This is a genomic window from Haemophilus haemolyticus M19501, from assembly GCF_000222025.1.
Taxonomy (GTDB): Bacteria; Pseudomonadota; Gammaproteobacteria; order Enterobacterales; family Pasteurellaceae; genus Haemophilus; species Haemophilus haemolyticus_G.
This window is the reverse complement of sequence record NZ_AFQO01000014.1, coordinates 1-13,306: the sequence shown is the minus strand read 5'-3', so window position 1 is coordinate 13,306 and position 13,306 is coordinate 1. Positions and strand designations below refer to the sequence as shown.

The following is a 13,306-nucleotide window of genomic DNA, read 5'->3' as shown; positions in this document are numbered from 1 at the left end:
TCTTCGTCATCTACCATGTCGCATTTGTTTAAGAATACGATGATGTATGGAACACCTACTTGGCGACCTAATAAGATGTGCTCACGAGTTTGTGGCATAGGACCATCAGTTGCTGCTACTACTAAGATAGCACCATCCATTTGTGCCGCACCAGTAATCATGTTTTTAACATAGTCAGCGTGTCCCGGACAGTCAACGTGTGCGTAGTGACGAGTTGCTGTATCGTATTCAACGTGTGAAGTGTTGATGGTGATACCACGCGCTTTTTCTTCTGGCGCGTTATCGATTTGGTCAAATGCACGAGCTGCACCACCGTAGTGTTTAGATAATACGGTTGTGATTGCTGCTGTTAAAGTTGTTTTACCGTGGTCAACGTGGCCGATTGTACCCACGTTTACGTGCGGTTTTGTACGTTCAAATTTTTCTTTAGACATTGCTAATATTTCCTAAGAAGTGCGGTATAAAACAATCATGTTTTACACCGCTGGTTTACAAAAATTATTTTTTACGCGCTTCAATTACTGCAGCTGCAACACTTGTTGGAGCTTCAGCATATTTTAACGGTTCCATTGAGTATGATGCACGACCTTGAGTTTGTGAACGTAAGTCTGTTGCATAACCGAACATCTCAGAAAGTGGAACTTCTGCATCGATTTTAACAACGAATTCATTCGCTTCTTGACCGTTAACCATAGCACGACGACGGCTTAAGTCACCGATTACATCACCAACATACTCAGGTGGAGTTTCTACTTCAACTTTCATGATTGGCTCAAGTAGAACTGGGTTTGCTTTAGCGAATGCTGCTTTAAATGCTAAAGAAGCGGCTAACTTAAACGCTAATTCAGATGAGTCCACATCATGGTATGAACCGAAGTGTAAACGTACACCAAGATCTACTACTGGGTAACCAGCTAATGGACCAGATTTAAGTTGTTCTTGAATACCTTTATCAACAGCTGGAATATATTCACCAGGAATTACACCACCTTTGATTTCGTTCACGAACTCGTAACCCGGACCTTCTGGATCTAATGGATATAAGTCGATAACAACGTGACCATATTGACCGCGACCACCAGATTGTTTTGCGTGTTTACCTTCCACATCATTAACACGAGTGCGGATAGTTTCACGGTAAGATACTTGTGGTTTACCGATGTTAGCTTCCACTTTAAACTCACGTTTCATACGATCAACGATGATATCTAAGTGTAGTTCACCCATACCAGAAATAATGGTTTCACCAGATTCTTCATCAGTGTGAACACGGAATGAAGGGTCTTCTTGTGCTAAACGACCTAATGCTAAGCCCATTTTTTCTTGGTCAGCTTTAGTTTTTGGTTCTACCGCAACAGAGATTACTGGCTCTGGGAATTCCATACGCTCAAGGATAATTGGTGCTTCAATTGCACATAATGTATCACCAGTAGTTACATCTTTTAAGCCAATAGCAGCCGCGATGTCACCTGCACGAACTTCTTTAATTTCTTCACGTTTGTTAGCATGCATCTGTACGATACGACCAAAACGTTCACGTTTTTGACGTACAGAGTTTAATACTGTATCACCAGAATTAATAACACCAGAATATACACGGAAGAATGTTAAGTTACCTACGAACGGGTCAGTTGCAATTTTAAATGCTAATGAAGAGAATGGTTCTTCATCACTTGCATGACGTTCGCCTTCAGTTTCATCTGGATTGATACCTTTAATAGCTGGAATATCTGTTGGCGCTGGTAAATATTCAACAACGGCATCTAGCATAGCTTGAACACCTTTGTTTTTGAACGCAGAACCACAGGTTACTAAGATAATTTCATTTGCTAATACACGCTGACGTAATGCAGACTTAATTTCTTCTTCAGTTAAGTCTTCACCGCCTAAGTATTTCTCCATTAACTCCTCAGATGCTTCAGCTGCTGCTTCTACAAGGTTTTGACGCCATTCTTCACAGTCCGCTTGCATATTTGCAGGTACATCTTCATAAGTGAAAGTCATACCTTGGTCTGCTTCATTCCAGTTGATCGCTTTCATTTTGATCAAGTCAACTACACCGGTGAAGTTTTCTTCTGCACCAATTGGAAGTTGAAGAGGAACTGCGTTGGCACCTAAACGGGTTTTTAATTGTTCAACTACGCGTAAGAAGTTCGCACCGGTACGGTCCATTTTGTTAACGAACGCGATACGTGGCACTTGGTATTTATTAGCTTGACGCCATACAGTTTCGGATTGTGGTTGAACACCACCTACCGCACAGTACACCATTACCGCACCATCAAGAACACGCATAGAACGTTCTACTTCAACGGTAAAGTCTACGTGTCCCGGGGTGTCGATAACGTTGATACGGTGTTGTTGGAACTGTTGTGACATACCTGACCAAAATGCGGTAGTTGCCGCAGAGGTAATGGTGATACCACGTTCTTGTTCTTGTTCCATCCAGTCCATCGTTGCAGCACCATCGTGCACTTCACCGATTTTGTGGCTAACACCGGTATAGAATAAGATACGCTCAGTGGTAGTGGTTTTACCCGCGTCAATGTGCGCACTGATACCGATATTACGATATCTTTCAATAGGGGTTGTACGAGCCATTATTATAACCTTGTTTATTTAATATCAGTTTATATAAGGGTAAGGCTTCATCAACGATGAAGCCCTTTAAATTCAAAAACTTATTACCAACGGTAGTGAGCAAATGCTTTGTTAGCTTCAGCCATGCGGTGAACGTCTTCACGTTTTTTCACTGCTGCACCTTTATTATCTGAAGCATCAGATAATTCGTTTGCAAGGCGTAAAGCCATTGATTTATCACCACGCTTACGTGCTGCTTCAACGATCCAACGCATACCTAATGCGTTACGACGTACAGGGCGCACTTCAACTGGTACTTGGTAAGTAGAACCACCAACACGACGAGATTTAACCTCAACAGTTGGACGTACGTTTTCAAGTGCAACTTCAAACGCCTCTAAAGGCTCTTTACCTGTGCGTTGCGCTAAAGTTTCTAAAGCACCATAAACGATTGATTCAGCAACGGATTTTTTACCGTCTACCATGATTACATTAATAAATTTTGCAAGTAATTCTGAACCGAACTTCGGATCTGGAAGAATCTTGCGTGCTTCAACACTACGACGACGTGGCATTGCGAATTTCTCCGTATTTTAATCTTCAGGATATCCAAAACCCATCAGCAATATTTCTCTTTGAGAAAATTTGCAGCGCAAAGCGCTTTTTGACTGGAGTTTATGGTTTAAATTGTTTTGCTAATTTAGACGTTTGGCCTTACTTAACGGAGAACCATTAAGCTTTAGGACGTTTAACGCCGTATTTAGAACGACCTTGTTTACGATCTTTAACGCCTGCGCAGTCTAATGCACCGCGTACTGTGTGGTAACGCACACCTGGTAAGTCTTTAACACGACCACCACGGATTAATACAACACTGTGCTCTTGAAGGTTGTGACCTTCACCACCGATATAAGAAGTTACTTCAAAACCGTTAGTTAAGCGGATACGACATACTTTACGTAACGCTGAGTTTGGTTTTTTAGGAGTTGTAGTATATACACGAGTACATACACCACGTTTCTGCGGGCAAGCCTCTAATGCAGGAACGTTGCTTTTTACAACCTTTTTCACACGCGGTTTGCGTACTAGCTGGTTGATAGTTGCCATTAAAAAAGCTCCAGTTTAAATGTTATTCAATAATAGAATGTTGTTCAAAAAATCTACTTCCATACAGAAATAGACGGCGAATTTTAATCGTTCTGAGGTTTGTTGTCAATAATTAAACAGCACCAAAGATCCGTGAAAGGATCTTTCATTGCGTACAAAAACGCTTCCCAAATTCACCGCACTTTTTATTCAAAATGCCAAACCAATTGCCCCAGCGAAATGACAGTTTTATAATTTCTACTTAATTAGTATTAAATTACAATCATTATGTTACGCTCGCTCAAATTTCACTTACGCTATTTCTTCCATAAAAAGCTACGCCAAACACACAGAATTTCCCACAAAAGTTTAGAATTTATCTGCCTAATTATAGGTGCGATATTTGTCTCACTCTTTTCATTTGGCTTTGCTAAATTATCCGATCTTGGTCTAGAACTAAACGCTCACTGGTCATCTAAATATCCTATTGCAGTTTGGTTTATGTTACCCCTAGGCATGGCTTGCCTGACTTGGTTTACGAAAAAATATACTCCATATGTTGGAGGAAGCGGTATTCCGCAAGTCATTGCATCAATTAATCTTCCTCATAGTAGCTATAAAACCAAATTAGTTGAATTCAGCCAAACTATTTGGAAAATTCCTCTTACCTTTCTGGCTATGCTTATCGGTGCATCGGTTGGGCGTGAAGGTCCATCAGTGCAAGTTGGCGCAGCTGTCATGCTTGCGTGGGGAAATTATTGTAGAAAACATAATTTAGCGTTTAGAGGATTAAGCACCAATGAATTACTTGCCACAGGTGCGGCGGGTGGGCTTGCTGCTGCCTTTAATGCACCTTTGGCTGGCGTGATATTTGCGATTGAAGAACTTGGGCGTGGAGTAATGTTACGTTGGGAACGACGCGTATTGATGGGCGTATTAGCTGCTGGTTTTATTCTTGTCGCGATTCAAGGAAACAGCCCTTATTTTCCACGTTATCAAGGGGTAACATCTGTTTCTTATCTCTATCTTTGGCTTGCAATTTGTGGGGTGGTTTGTGGCATTCTAGGTGGCATATTCGGACGATTATTAGCAAAAGGTATAGCAGGATTATCACCTGAAAAATGGCGTGGCTGGGTTCGCCAACATCCTATTTATATTGCTTTATTATTGGGTTTAGTACTTGCCGCACTTGGCAGTTACACTCACGGACAAACCTATGGCACTGGCTATGAGGTTGTTGCACGCGCCTTAGAAGGGCAAGCCATAGATCCTGAAATTGGCATCCTTAAACTTTTAGCAACGGTGACCACTTATTGGAATGGTATTGCCGGTGGTATCTTTACCCCATCACTGACAACAGGCGCAGGCATTGGCGCAATGCTGTGGGATATCAGCGGAGGGATGGTCGATCAACGTTTTTTGGTGATTTTATGTATGACGGCGTTTTTAGCTGGCGGCACACAATCGCCAGTTACAGCCAGTGTTGTTGTAATGGAAATGACAGGCGCACAACCCGTTCTCATTTGGCTCTTGATTTCCAGCATTATTGCATCCATAATCTCGCGCCAATTTAGCCCAAAACCCTTTTACCACTTTGCTGCAGGCCGTTTTCGCCAGCAAATGCAAGCTCGCCAAGCCGAAGAATTACGCAGCAAAACCGAACAAGAGAAATAAAAATGCCTCAAAATCAACCGCACTTTTACCGCGGCCGTTTTTCTGTTGCGCCAATGTTAGATTGGACAACACGCCATTGTCGTTATTTTCATCGCCAATTTTCAAAGCATGCGTTACTTTACACTGAAATGGTCACCGCACCTGCGATTATTCATGCCAAATACGATCACTTGGATTTTGATTTACAAGAAAATCCCGTTGCGTTACAGCTGGGAGGAAGTGAGCCTGAACAACTCAAATATTGTGCAAAACTTGCTGAGGAACGAGGCTATCATGAAATTAATCTTAATGTAGGATGCCCTTCTGATCGCGTACAAAATGGGATGTTTGGCGCTTGCTTAATGGCGAAAGCAGATTTGGTGGCAGACTGTGTAGAACAAATGCAAAGTGCGGTCAAAATTCCTGTCACTGTGAAAACGCGTATTGGAATTGATGAATTAGATAGCTATGAATTTTTATGTGATTTTATTGAGAAGGTTCAAGGAAAAGGTTGCCAAGAGTTTATTATCCACGCACGAAAAGCTTGGCTTTCAGGATTAAGTCCTAAAGAAAATCGAGAAATTCCACCATTAGATTATGCTCGGGTGTATCAACTAAAACGTGATTTTCCACATCTAACTATCGCAATTAATGGTGGCATAAAAACCATTGAAGAAATGAAACAACATTTGCAATATGTAGACGGCGTGATGGTTGGGCGAGAAGCCTATCAAAATCCAAGTTTACTTGGGCAAATTGACCAAGCCTTATTTGATCCTAACGCACCAATTGTTACCGCTCATGAAGCGGTACAGTCAATGCTTCCTTATATTGAACAACAACTTAGCCAAGGCATACACCTTAATCACATCGTCCGCCATATGTTAGGTGCATTTCAAAATTGCAAAGGTGCTCGTCAATGGCGACGCTATTTAAGCGAAAATGCATTTAAACAAGGTGCGGGAGTTGAAGTAGTTGAAACCGCCTTGCATTTTATTGAGATATAATAATTTTTCAATCGAAAACAACAGAAAATTGTCTAAGTATAAAAATACACTGATATTTTATATCTTTTTTTACTTATCAGAATATCACTAAATTTTCAAAGAAGTATACTTCTTTTACTTCCTATTGACATAGGAAGTAAAGTGCCTTGCTGAAAAAGTAGAGAATAACTATGTTTGAATTACGAGATGAAGAGATAAATTTCCTAAATCAGTTAGATAACTTAATTACTAATTCTTCTGAAATTAAAGATAAATTAGAATTTTTATCTAAGAAGTTAGATTTTATGAAAATGCTACATCATCAAGAAATTCAATGGTTAAATATTCAAGTTGAACGTCAAAAAATCAATGACAAGTTTGAATTAGATTCTAGACAATTAGCAAGGGAAACTAACTTAATAAAGTAAGGAGTTTTATATGTCTGATTACGATAAAGATGAAAATGAAAGATTATATGATCTTTATGATGATGCAACTGAAGAAGAGCGTGAACAAATAGATCGTGGTTTTTCGACCGATAAAGACGATTAATCTTAACAAGGTTGTATCGGTTTAAAATCGGGTCTGCACTCTAAAAGTTGGGTTAAATAACCCGCTGATTAAGGTGCAGATTTTTTATATTCATAAAAAGGTAAGATTATTAATAATTGATTAAGCGGTTATTATTAATCAGAAATGGATGCTTATATAAAGTTTGGGATAGGGTCAAAATAAGCCGCAAAAGTGCGGCTTATTTTTCAGCTGTTTTTCTTACGCAATACGCATTTGAAAAATCACCAATTCAGCTTGGCAACAGAAAGTGAAATCTGCCTTTAATAAATAGCCATCATCCACTTTTGTAATTTCAGATTGAATTTCACAAGGTTCACTTTCTACATCACGCGCTTTCTGGATAAAAAATGCGAGCGCTTCTTGCGCTTGTTCCTCACTGTCATAAACATATTCAATAACCTGACTACAATCACGATTATCGAAAAGTGATTTCATATCAAATGTGTTACAACCTACACATTCAATCGGTTTTTCAGTTTGAATTGCCATAATATTATCCTTTTATTCAGATTATTTTGCAGCGATAAAACCCACTGCTTCATACACTTTCGCCAAGGTTTCTTGTGCTTTTGCACGAGCTTTTTCCGCACCTTGTCGTAAGATATTATCTAATAAAGTTTCATCATTACGATATTGATGGAAACGTTCTTGTAAACCAGCAAGTAGGGTTGAGACTTCATCCGCTACTGCAGTTTTTAAATGTCCGTACATTTTACCTTCAAATTCTTTTTCAAGATCAGCAATTGGCTTATCCGTAACCGCAGAAAGAATATCTAAAAGATTAGATACCCCCGCTTTATTTTGCACATCATAACGAACAACTGGCGGCTCATCTGAATCTGTTACGGCACGTTTAATTTTCTTCGCCACAGATTTTGGATCTTCCAAAAGTGTCACCACGTTGTTGCGGTTATCATCTGATTTTGACATTTTCTTTTCAGGATCTTGCAATGACATAATACGCGCACCTGCTTTTCCAATGAAAATTTCAGGAATAGTGAAAATATTGCCATAAAGTGCATTAAAGCGGTTTGCAATATCACGCGTAATTTCTAAGTGTTGTTTTTGGTCATCACCAACAGGCACGCTTTTTGCTTGATAAAGTAAAATATCCGCCGCCATTAACACAGGGTAATCAAACAAACCCACGTTAATATTTTCTGCATAACGCGCTGATTTATCTTTGAATTGCGTCATTCGGCTCATTTCACCGAAATAGGTGTAACAGTTTAACACCCAGCTTAATTGCGTGTGTTCTGGAACGTGAGATTGAACAAAAATAGTACTTTTATTTGGATCAATTCCGCACGCTAAATAAAGTGCAAGCACATCAAGGGTTGCTTTGCGAAGGGCAACAGGATCTTGACGAACAGTGATCGCATGTAAATCAACTACGCAGAAAATACATTCATAATCTTCTTGCATTTTTACCCAGTTGCGCAACGCGCCCAAATAATTTCCAATAGTTAATTCACCAGAAGGCTGCACGCCACTAAAAACAATTGGTTTTGCCATAATCAATCCTTAATACCTTAAAACTGTTCAAACATCATATCAGAAACTCTAGGCTTTTTTAATGTTCGAGTTCAAAAGCTAGGTTAAAAATGCTATATTTAACGAAAACGTTTTCCTAATATTTTCGAATGAAAAACTACCACGATATTGTTCTTGCCCTTGCTGGCGTGTGCCAATCAGCAAAATTGGTTCATCAACTTGCAACAGAAAGTCGAGCAAATTCAGATACATTTTTAACCACACTTAATAGCCTTTTCATTACCCAACCACAACGAATCGAAGATGTTTTTGGTGGCGAAGTTCGTCATTTAAAATTAGGTCTAGAAACCTTAATTCATCAGCTCAACGCGCAAGGCGATCAAAATTTAACTCGCTATTGGCTAAGCCTTTTAGCATTAGAAGGAAAATTATCGAAAAATCCCGATGCCAAACAAACATTGGGCAATCGAATTTCTCGCCTAAAAGAACAAGAAATTCATTACGCTCGCGATAGTGAAACAATGTTATCTATTATGGCAAACATTTACAGCGACGTTATTAGCCCATTGGGCAAAAAAATTCACATACTAGGCTCGCCTGATTATTTGCGACAAGAACTCGTGCAAAATAAAATTCGTGCAGTTTTACTTACAGGCATTCGCTCTGCCGTGCTGTGGAAACAAATGGGTGGAACAAAATGGCAAATTTTATTTTTCCGCAGAAAATTACTTGCCACCGCAAAACAGATTTATTCTTCTATTTATTAATACAATTCTGGAGCAAACATTTATGCAACTCTCTACACTGACCGCACTTTCCCCTCTTGATGGTCGTTATCAAGATAAAGTAACTCCATTACGCGCTATTTTTAGCGAATTCGGGTTAATGAAATTCCGTGTAGCTGTGGAAGTTCGTTGGTTACAAAAATTAGCTTCAACGGCAGACATTACCGAAGTACCGCCATTTTCTACGCAAGCAAATGCTTTTTTAGATGGAATTGTGGCTAATTTTAATGAGACAGATGCTGCGCGTATTAAAGAAATTGAACGCACAACCAATCACGATGTGAAAGCCGTTGAGTATTTTCTGAAAGAGAAAATTCAAAATGAAGTGGAACTAGTGAGGGTTTCCGAATTTATTCACTTCGCTTGCACCTCAGAAGACATTAACAATCTCTCTCATGCATTAATGTTAAGCACCGCACGTGATGAAGTGATTTTACCAGAATGGCAAAAACTGATTGATGAAATCACTCGTCTTGCAGAAGAATATAAAACGATTCCATTACTTTCTCGCACACATGGCCAGCCAGCTTCACCAAGCACCGTGGGCAAAGAAATGGCGAATGTTGTTTATCGCCTAAAACGTCAATTTAAACAACTCCAAAACGCGGAAATCTTAGGTAAAATTAATGGTGCGGTAGGTAACTACAATGCACATTTATCGGCATATCCTAATATTGATTGGCATAAATTCAGCGAAGAATTTGTCACTTCATTAGGTATTCAATGGAATCCTTATACCACTCAAATTGAGCCGCACGATTACATCGCTGAATTTTTTGATGCTGTAGTACGCTTTAATACCATTATCATTGATTTTGATCGGGATTTATGGGGATACATTGCATTAAATCACTTTAAACAACGAACGATTGCAGGCGAAATTGGTTCCTCTACCATGCCACATAAAGTCAATCCAATTGATTTTGAAAACTCAGAGGGCAATCTAGGCTTAGCCAATGCAGTAATGACCCACTTAGGTCAAAAGTTACCAATTTCTCGCTGGCAGCGTGACTTAACGGATTCAACCGTATTACGTAATTTAGGCGTAGGATTAGGTTATTGTTTGATTGCTTATGCTTCAACACGCAAAGGCATTAGTAAACTTGAAGTAAATCAACCGCACTTATTAGAAGAACTCAATCAAAACTGGGAAGTTTTGGCGGAACCAATTCAAACCGTAATGCGCCGCTATGGAATAGAAAAACCTTACGAAAAATTAAAAGAATTAACGCGAGGTAAACGAGTGACAGAACAGGCTATGCGTGAATTTATTGATAAGTTGGCTATTCCACAAGAAGAAAAATTACGTTTACAAAAATTAACACCCGCTACTTATATTGGGGCTGCAGTGGAATTAGTAGAGAAGCTATCATAGGAATTTGGCTCTTTTTCCAACAATATTCTTTACAAGAACATAGCTTTTCTCTATAATCCTACGCCTGTGTTAGTCAGTCTAACAAATTTCTGGTTGGTGCTTGACCTATTCAAGCCCCATCCAAGACCGTAGGGGAGTAATCTTAATTATCCTACGTAGATGGTGAACAGAATAAGAATTTTTCTTGCTTCTGGGCGCCGAAGTCATCCTAGTCTTAGGATTAGGTAAATTAATTCCGAGTAATCGGAGTGTATTCAGGAGCTAAAAGCCAATGGCATTAAATCTTCAAGACAAACAAGCAATTGTTGCTGAAGTAAATGAAGCAGCCAAAGGTGCACTTTCAGCAGTAATAGCGGACTCTCGCGGTGTAACTGTTGATAAAATGACTGAATTACGTAAAGCAGCTCGTGAAGCTGGTGTAACAATGCGTGTTGTTCGTAATACTTTATTACGTCGTGCGGTTGAAGGCACTGATTTCGAATGCTTAAAAGATACGTTTGTAGGTCCAACACTTATCGCGTTCTCTAACGAACACCCGGGCGCAGCTGCTCGTTTGTTCAAAGAGTTTGCTAAAGCAAACGATAAGTTTGAAATTAAAGGTGCAGCCTTTGAAGGTAAAATCCAAGATGTTGAATTCTTGGCAACATTACCAACTTACGAAGAAGCGATTGCACGTTTAATGGGCACAATGAAAGAAGCTGCAGCAGGCAAACTTGCTCGCACCTTCGCGGCATTACGCGACAAATTACAAGAAGCAGCTTAATCATTAAGCGTTTCTTACTTCATCTAACTTTATTTATTTTAGGAATTGATTGTTATGTCATTAACTAACGAACAAATCATTGAAGCGATTGCTTCAAAAACTGTAACTGAAATCGTTGAATTAATCGCAGCGATGGAAGAAAAATTCGGTGTTTCAGCAGCGGCAGCTGTAGCAGCAGCTCCAGCAGCAGGCGGCGCAGCGGCAGCAGAAGAAAAAACTGAATTCGACGTAATTCTTGCAGCAGCTGGTGCTAACAAAGTAGCAGTAATCAAAGCAGTGCGTGGTGCAACTGGTTTAGGCTTAAAAGAAGCTAAAGATTTAGTTGAATCTGCTCCAGCAGCATTAAAAGAAGGTGTTTCTAAAGAAGAAGCTGAAGCACTTAAGAAAGAATTAGAAGAAGCTGGTGCACAAGTAGAAGTTAAATAATTTCTATTTTAACCACTTTGAAATTCAGAAAACCGATGGGAAACCATCGGTTTTTTCCTATCTAAAAAGCCATAACTTCGTTAATTTAAAAACTTATCATCTTCTCCTTTCTACGATAAAATATCTCCCATTATTATTGATAAATAAAGAGAAAATCTATGACTACAAAAGCATTAAGTGCGGTAATTTTAGCAGCCGGAAAAGGAACGCGCATGTATTCCGATTTACCTAAAGTTCTACATACAATAGCTGGTAAACCAATGGTAAAACATGTAATTGATACGGCTCATCAATTAGGCGCAGAAAATATTCATTTAATCTATGGTCACGGTGGGGACTTAATGCGTACCCATCTTGCGAATGAACAAGTAAACTGGGTATTACAAACAGAACAACTTGGCACAGCACATGCAGTTCAACAAGCGGCACCTTTCTTTAAAGATAACGAAAATATTGTTGTACTTTACGGCGATGCACCATTAATAACTAAAGAAACATTAGAAAAATTAATTAAAGAGAAACCAGAAAATGGCATTGCATTGCTTACCGTAAATTTAGATAACCCAACAGGCTATGGACGAATTATTCGTGAAAATGGGAACGTTGTAGCAATTGTAGAACAAAAAGATGCAAATGCAGATCAACTAAATATTAAAGAAGTAAATACTGGCGTGATGGTATCTGATGGTGCAAGTTTCAAAAAATGGTTAGCTCGTGTAGGCAATAATAATGCTCAAGGCGAATATTACTTAACGGATCTTATTGCTCTCGCAAACCAAGATAATTGCCAAGTTGTTGCTGTACAAGCAACAGATGTCATGGAAGTTGAAGGTGCAAATAATCGCTTACAATTAGCCGCACTTGAACGTTATCTCCAAAATAAACAAGCCTCCAAATTATTACTTGAAGGCGTAATGATCTACGATCCAGCTCGTTTTGACCTACGTGGAACATTAGAGCATGGAAAAGATGTGGAAATCGACGTTAATGTTATTATCGAAGGTAGTGTTAAACTCGGTGATCGCGTAAAAATTAGCGCAGGTTGCGTATTGAAAAATGTTGTTATTGGCAATGATGTAGAAATAAAACCCTATTCAGTGCTAGAGGATGCTGTAGTGGGAAAAAAAGCCGCAATTGGTCCATTTTCTCGTTTACGCCCAGGTGCAGAACTTGCAGCTGAAACGCATGTCGGTAACTTTGTAGAAATTAAAAAATCTACCGTTGGTAAAGGTTCTAAAGTAAATCACCTGACCTATGTGGGCGATTCAGAAATCGGCTCAAATTGTAATATTGGTGCGGGTGTCATCACCTGTAACTACGATGGCGCAAATAAATTTAAAACGATCATCGGTGATGATGTATTTGTGGGATCTGATACACAATTAGTCGCGCCAGTAAAAGTCGCAAATGGCGCAACTATTGGTGCTGGTACAACAATTACACGCGATGTCGGTGAAAATGAATTAGTGATTACACGAGTTCCTCAACGCCATATTCAAGATTGGCAACGACCAACAAAGAAAAAATAAAATAGCATAAAAAATCTACATATATATATATATATATATATATATATATATATATA

Annotated in this window: 14 protein-coding genes; 8 read left to right on the top strand and 6 right to left on the bottom strand. The window is 39.2% G+C overall.

Annotated elements, in window-relative coordinates; all coding sequences use genetic code 11:
• From GG9_RS0108870 to rpsL, 4 genes are all read right to left on the bottom strand, one after another.
• A partial coding sequence (locus GG9_RS0108870) for a GTP-binding protein (protein ID WP_032825131.1) occupies window positions 1-434 on the bottom strand: 434 nt, incomplete at its 3' end.
• A gap of 64 nt (window positions 435-498) precedes the next feature.
• Window positions 499-2,601 (bottom strand): elongation factor G, encoded by a 2,103-nt coding sequence (fusA, locus tag GG9_RS02135; RefSeq protein ID WP_005632280.1) that lies wholly within the window; start codon window positions 2,599-2,601, stop codon window positions 499-501.
• A gap of 83 nt (window positions 2,602-2,684) precedes the next feature.
• Window positions 2,685-3,155, bottom strand: coding sequence for a 30S ribosomal protein S7 (gene rpsG / locus GG9_RS02140; RefSeq protein WP_005626581.1), 471 nt, complete (start codon window positions 3,153-3,155; stop codon window positions 2,685-2,687).
• A gap of 157 nt (window positions 3,156-3,312) precedes the next feature.
• Complete coding sequence (gene rpsL, locus GG9_RS02145) at window positions 3,313-3,687, bottom strand: 30S ribosomal protein S12 (RefSeq protein ID WP_005543325.1); 375 nt, start codon at window positions 3,685-3,687, stop codon at window positions 3,313-3,315.
• Window positions 3,688-3,954: 267 nt separating this feature from the next.
• Between rpsL and GG9_RS02150 the strand changes: the two genes are divergently transcribed.
• The 3 genes from GG9_RS02150 (at window position 3,955) to GG9_RS0108865 (ending at window position 6,733) form a co-directional block, all read left to right on the top strand.
• Complete coding sequence (locus tag GG9_RS02150; protein ID WP_005632279.1) at window positions 3,955-5,340, top strand: chloride channel protein; 1,386 nt, start codon at window positions 3,955-3,957, stop codon at window positions 5,338-5,340.
• Window positions 5,341-5,342: 2 nt separating this feature from the next.
• Complete coding sequence (gene dusA / locus GG9_RS02155; RefSeq protein ID WP_005632275.1) at window positions 5,343-6,326, top strand: tRNA dihydrouridine(20/20a) synthase DusA; 984 nt, start codon at window positions 5,343-5,345, stop codon at window positions 6,324-6,326.
• A 170-nt stretch (window positions 6,327-6,496) separates the two neighbouring features.
• Window positions 6,497-6,733 carry a hypothetical protein gene (locus GG9_RS0108865; protein WP_032825130.1) on the top strand — a complete coding sequence of 79 codons (237 nt, stop codon included), beginning with the start codon at window positions 6,497-6,499 and terminating at the stop codon, window positions 6,731-6,733.
• A gap of 343 nt (window positions 6,734-7,076) precedes the next feature.
• On the opposite strand, the gene GG9_RS02160 is transcribed toward GG9_RS0108865, so the two are convergent.
• Window positions 7,077-7,367: a YfcZ/YiiS family protein gene (locus GG9_RS02160; protein WP_005632273.1), complete on the bottom strand. Its 291-nt coding sequence runs from the start codon at window positions 7,365-7,367 to the stop codon at window positions 7,077-7,079.
• A gap of 21 nt (window positions 7,368-7,388) precedes the next feature.
• A complete protein-coding gene (gene trpS, locus GG9_RS02165; protein WP_005632272.1) occupies window positions 7,389-8,393 on the bottom strand; it encodes a tryptophan--tRNA ligase in 1,005 nt (334 codons plus the stop codon).
• Between the two features lie 128 nt (window positions 8,394-8,521).
• On the opposite strand from trpS, the gene hflD reads away from it, so the two are divergent.
• The 5 genes from hflD to glmU all read left to right on the top strand — a co-directional run bounded on the left by hflD (window position 8,522) and on the right by glmU (window position 13,250).
• Window positions 8,522-9,139, top strand: coding sequence for a high frequency lysogenization protein HflD (gene hflD, locus GG9_RS02170; protein WP_005632270.1), 618 nt, complete (start codon window positions 8,522-8,524; stop codon window positions 9,137-9,139).
• A gap of 22 nt (window positions 9,140-9,161) precedes the next feature.
• Window positions 9,162-10,532: an adenylosuccinate lyase gene (gene purB / locus GG9_RS02175; protein WP_005632269.1), complete on the top strand. Its 1,371-nt coding sequence runs from the start codon at window positions 9,162-9,164 to the stop codon at window positions 10,530-10,532.
• A 271-nt stretch (window positions 10,533-10,803) separates the two neighbouring features.
• Window positions 10,804-11,295, top strand: a complete 492-nt coding sequence (rplJ, locus tag GG9_RS02180) for a 50S ribosomal protein L10 (RefSeq protein ID WP_005632267.1) — start codon at window positions 10,804-10,806, stop codon at window positions 11,293-11,295.
• Between the two features lie 54 nt (window positions 11,296-11,349).
• The gene (gene rplL, locus GG9_RS02185; protein ID WP_005626607.1) at window positions 11,350-11,721 is read left to right on the top strand and encodes a 50S ribosomal protein L7/L12; all 372 of its coding nucleotides are present in this window, start codon (window positions 11,350-11,352) and stop codon (window positions 11,719-11,721) included.
• A gap of 158 nt (window positions 11,722-11,879) precedes the next feature.
• A complete protein-coding gene (glmU, locus tag GG9_RS02190) occupies window positions 11,880-13,250 on the top strand; it encodes a bifunctional UDP-N-acetylglucosamine diphosphorylase/glucosamine-1-phosphate N-acetyltransferase GlmU (protein WP_005632266.1) in 1,371 nt (456 codons plus the stop codon).
• Window positions 13,251-13,306 lie beyond the last annotated feature (56 nt).

Bases quoted from the DNA above. Each gene is read 5' to 3' on its own strand.
- purB (WP_005632269.1), top strand. From the start codon at position 9,162: ATGCAACTCTCTACACTGACCGCACTTTCCCCTCTTGATGGTCGTTAT.
- dusA (WP_005632275.1), top strand. From the start codon at position 5,343: ATGCCTCAAAATCAACCGCACTTTTACCGCGGCCGTTTTTCTGTTGCG.
- hflD (WP_005632270.1), top strand. From the start codon at position 8,522: ATGAAAAACTACCACGATATTGTTCTTGCCCTTGCTGGCGTGTGCCAA.
- glmU (WP_005632266.1), top strand. From the start codon at position 11,880: ATGACTACAAAAGCATTAAGTGCGGTAATTTTAGCAGCCGGAAAAGGA.
- GG9_RS0108865 (WP_032825130.1), top strand. From the start codon at position 6,497: ATGTTTGAATTACGAGATGAAGAGATAAATTTCCTAAATCAGTTAGAT.
- rpsL (WP_005543325.1), bottom strand. From the start codon at position 3,687: ATGGCAACTATCAACCAGCTAGTACGCAAACCGCGTGTGAAAAAGGTT.
- rpsG (WP_005626581.1), bottom strand. From the start codon at position 3,155: ATGCCACGTCGTCGTAGTGTTGAAGCACGCAAGATTCTTCCAGATCCG.
- fusA (WP_005632280.1), bottom strand. From the start codon at position 2,601: ATGGCTCGTACAACCCCTATTGAAAGATATCGTAATATCGGTATCAGT.
- GG9_RS02150 (WP_005632279.1), top strand. From the start codon at position 3,955: ATGTTACGCTCGCTCAAATTTCACTTACGCTATTTCTTCCATAAAAAG.
- GG9_RS02160 (WP_005632273.1), bottom strand. From the start codon at position 7,367: ATGGCAATTCAAACTGAAAAACCGATTGAATGTGTAGGTTGTAACACA.
- rplL (WP_005626607.1), top strand. From the start codon at position 11,350: ATGTCATTAACTAACGAACAAATCATTGAAGCGATTGCTTCAAAAACT.
- trpS (WP_005632272.1), bottom strand. From the start codon at position 8,393: ATGGCAAAACCAATTGTTTTTAGTGGCGTGCAGCCTTCTGGTGAATTA.
- rplJ (WP_005632267.1), top strand. From the start codon at position 10,804: ATGGCATTAAATCTTCAAGACAAACAAGCAATTGTTGCTGAAGTAAAT.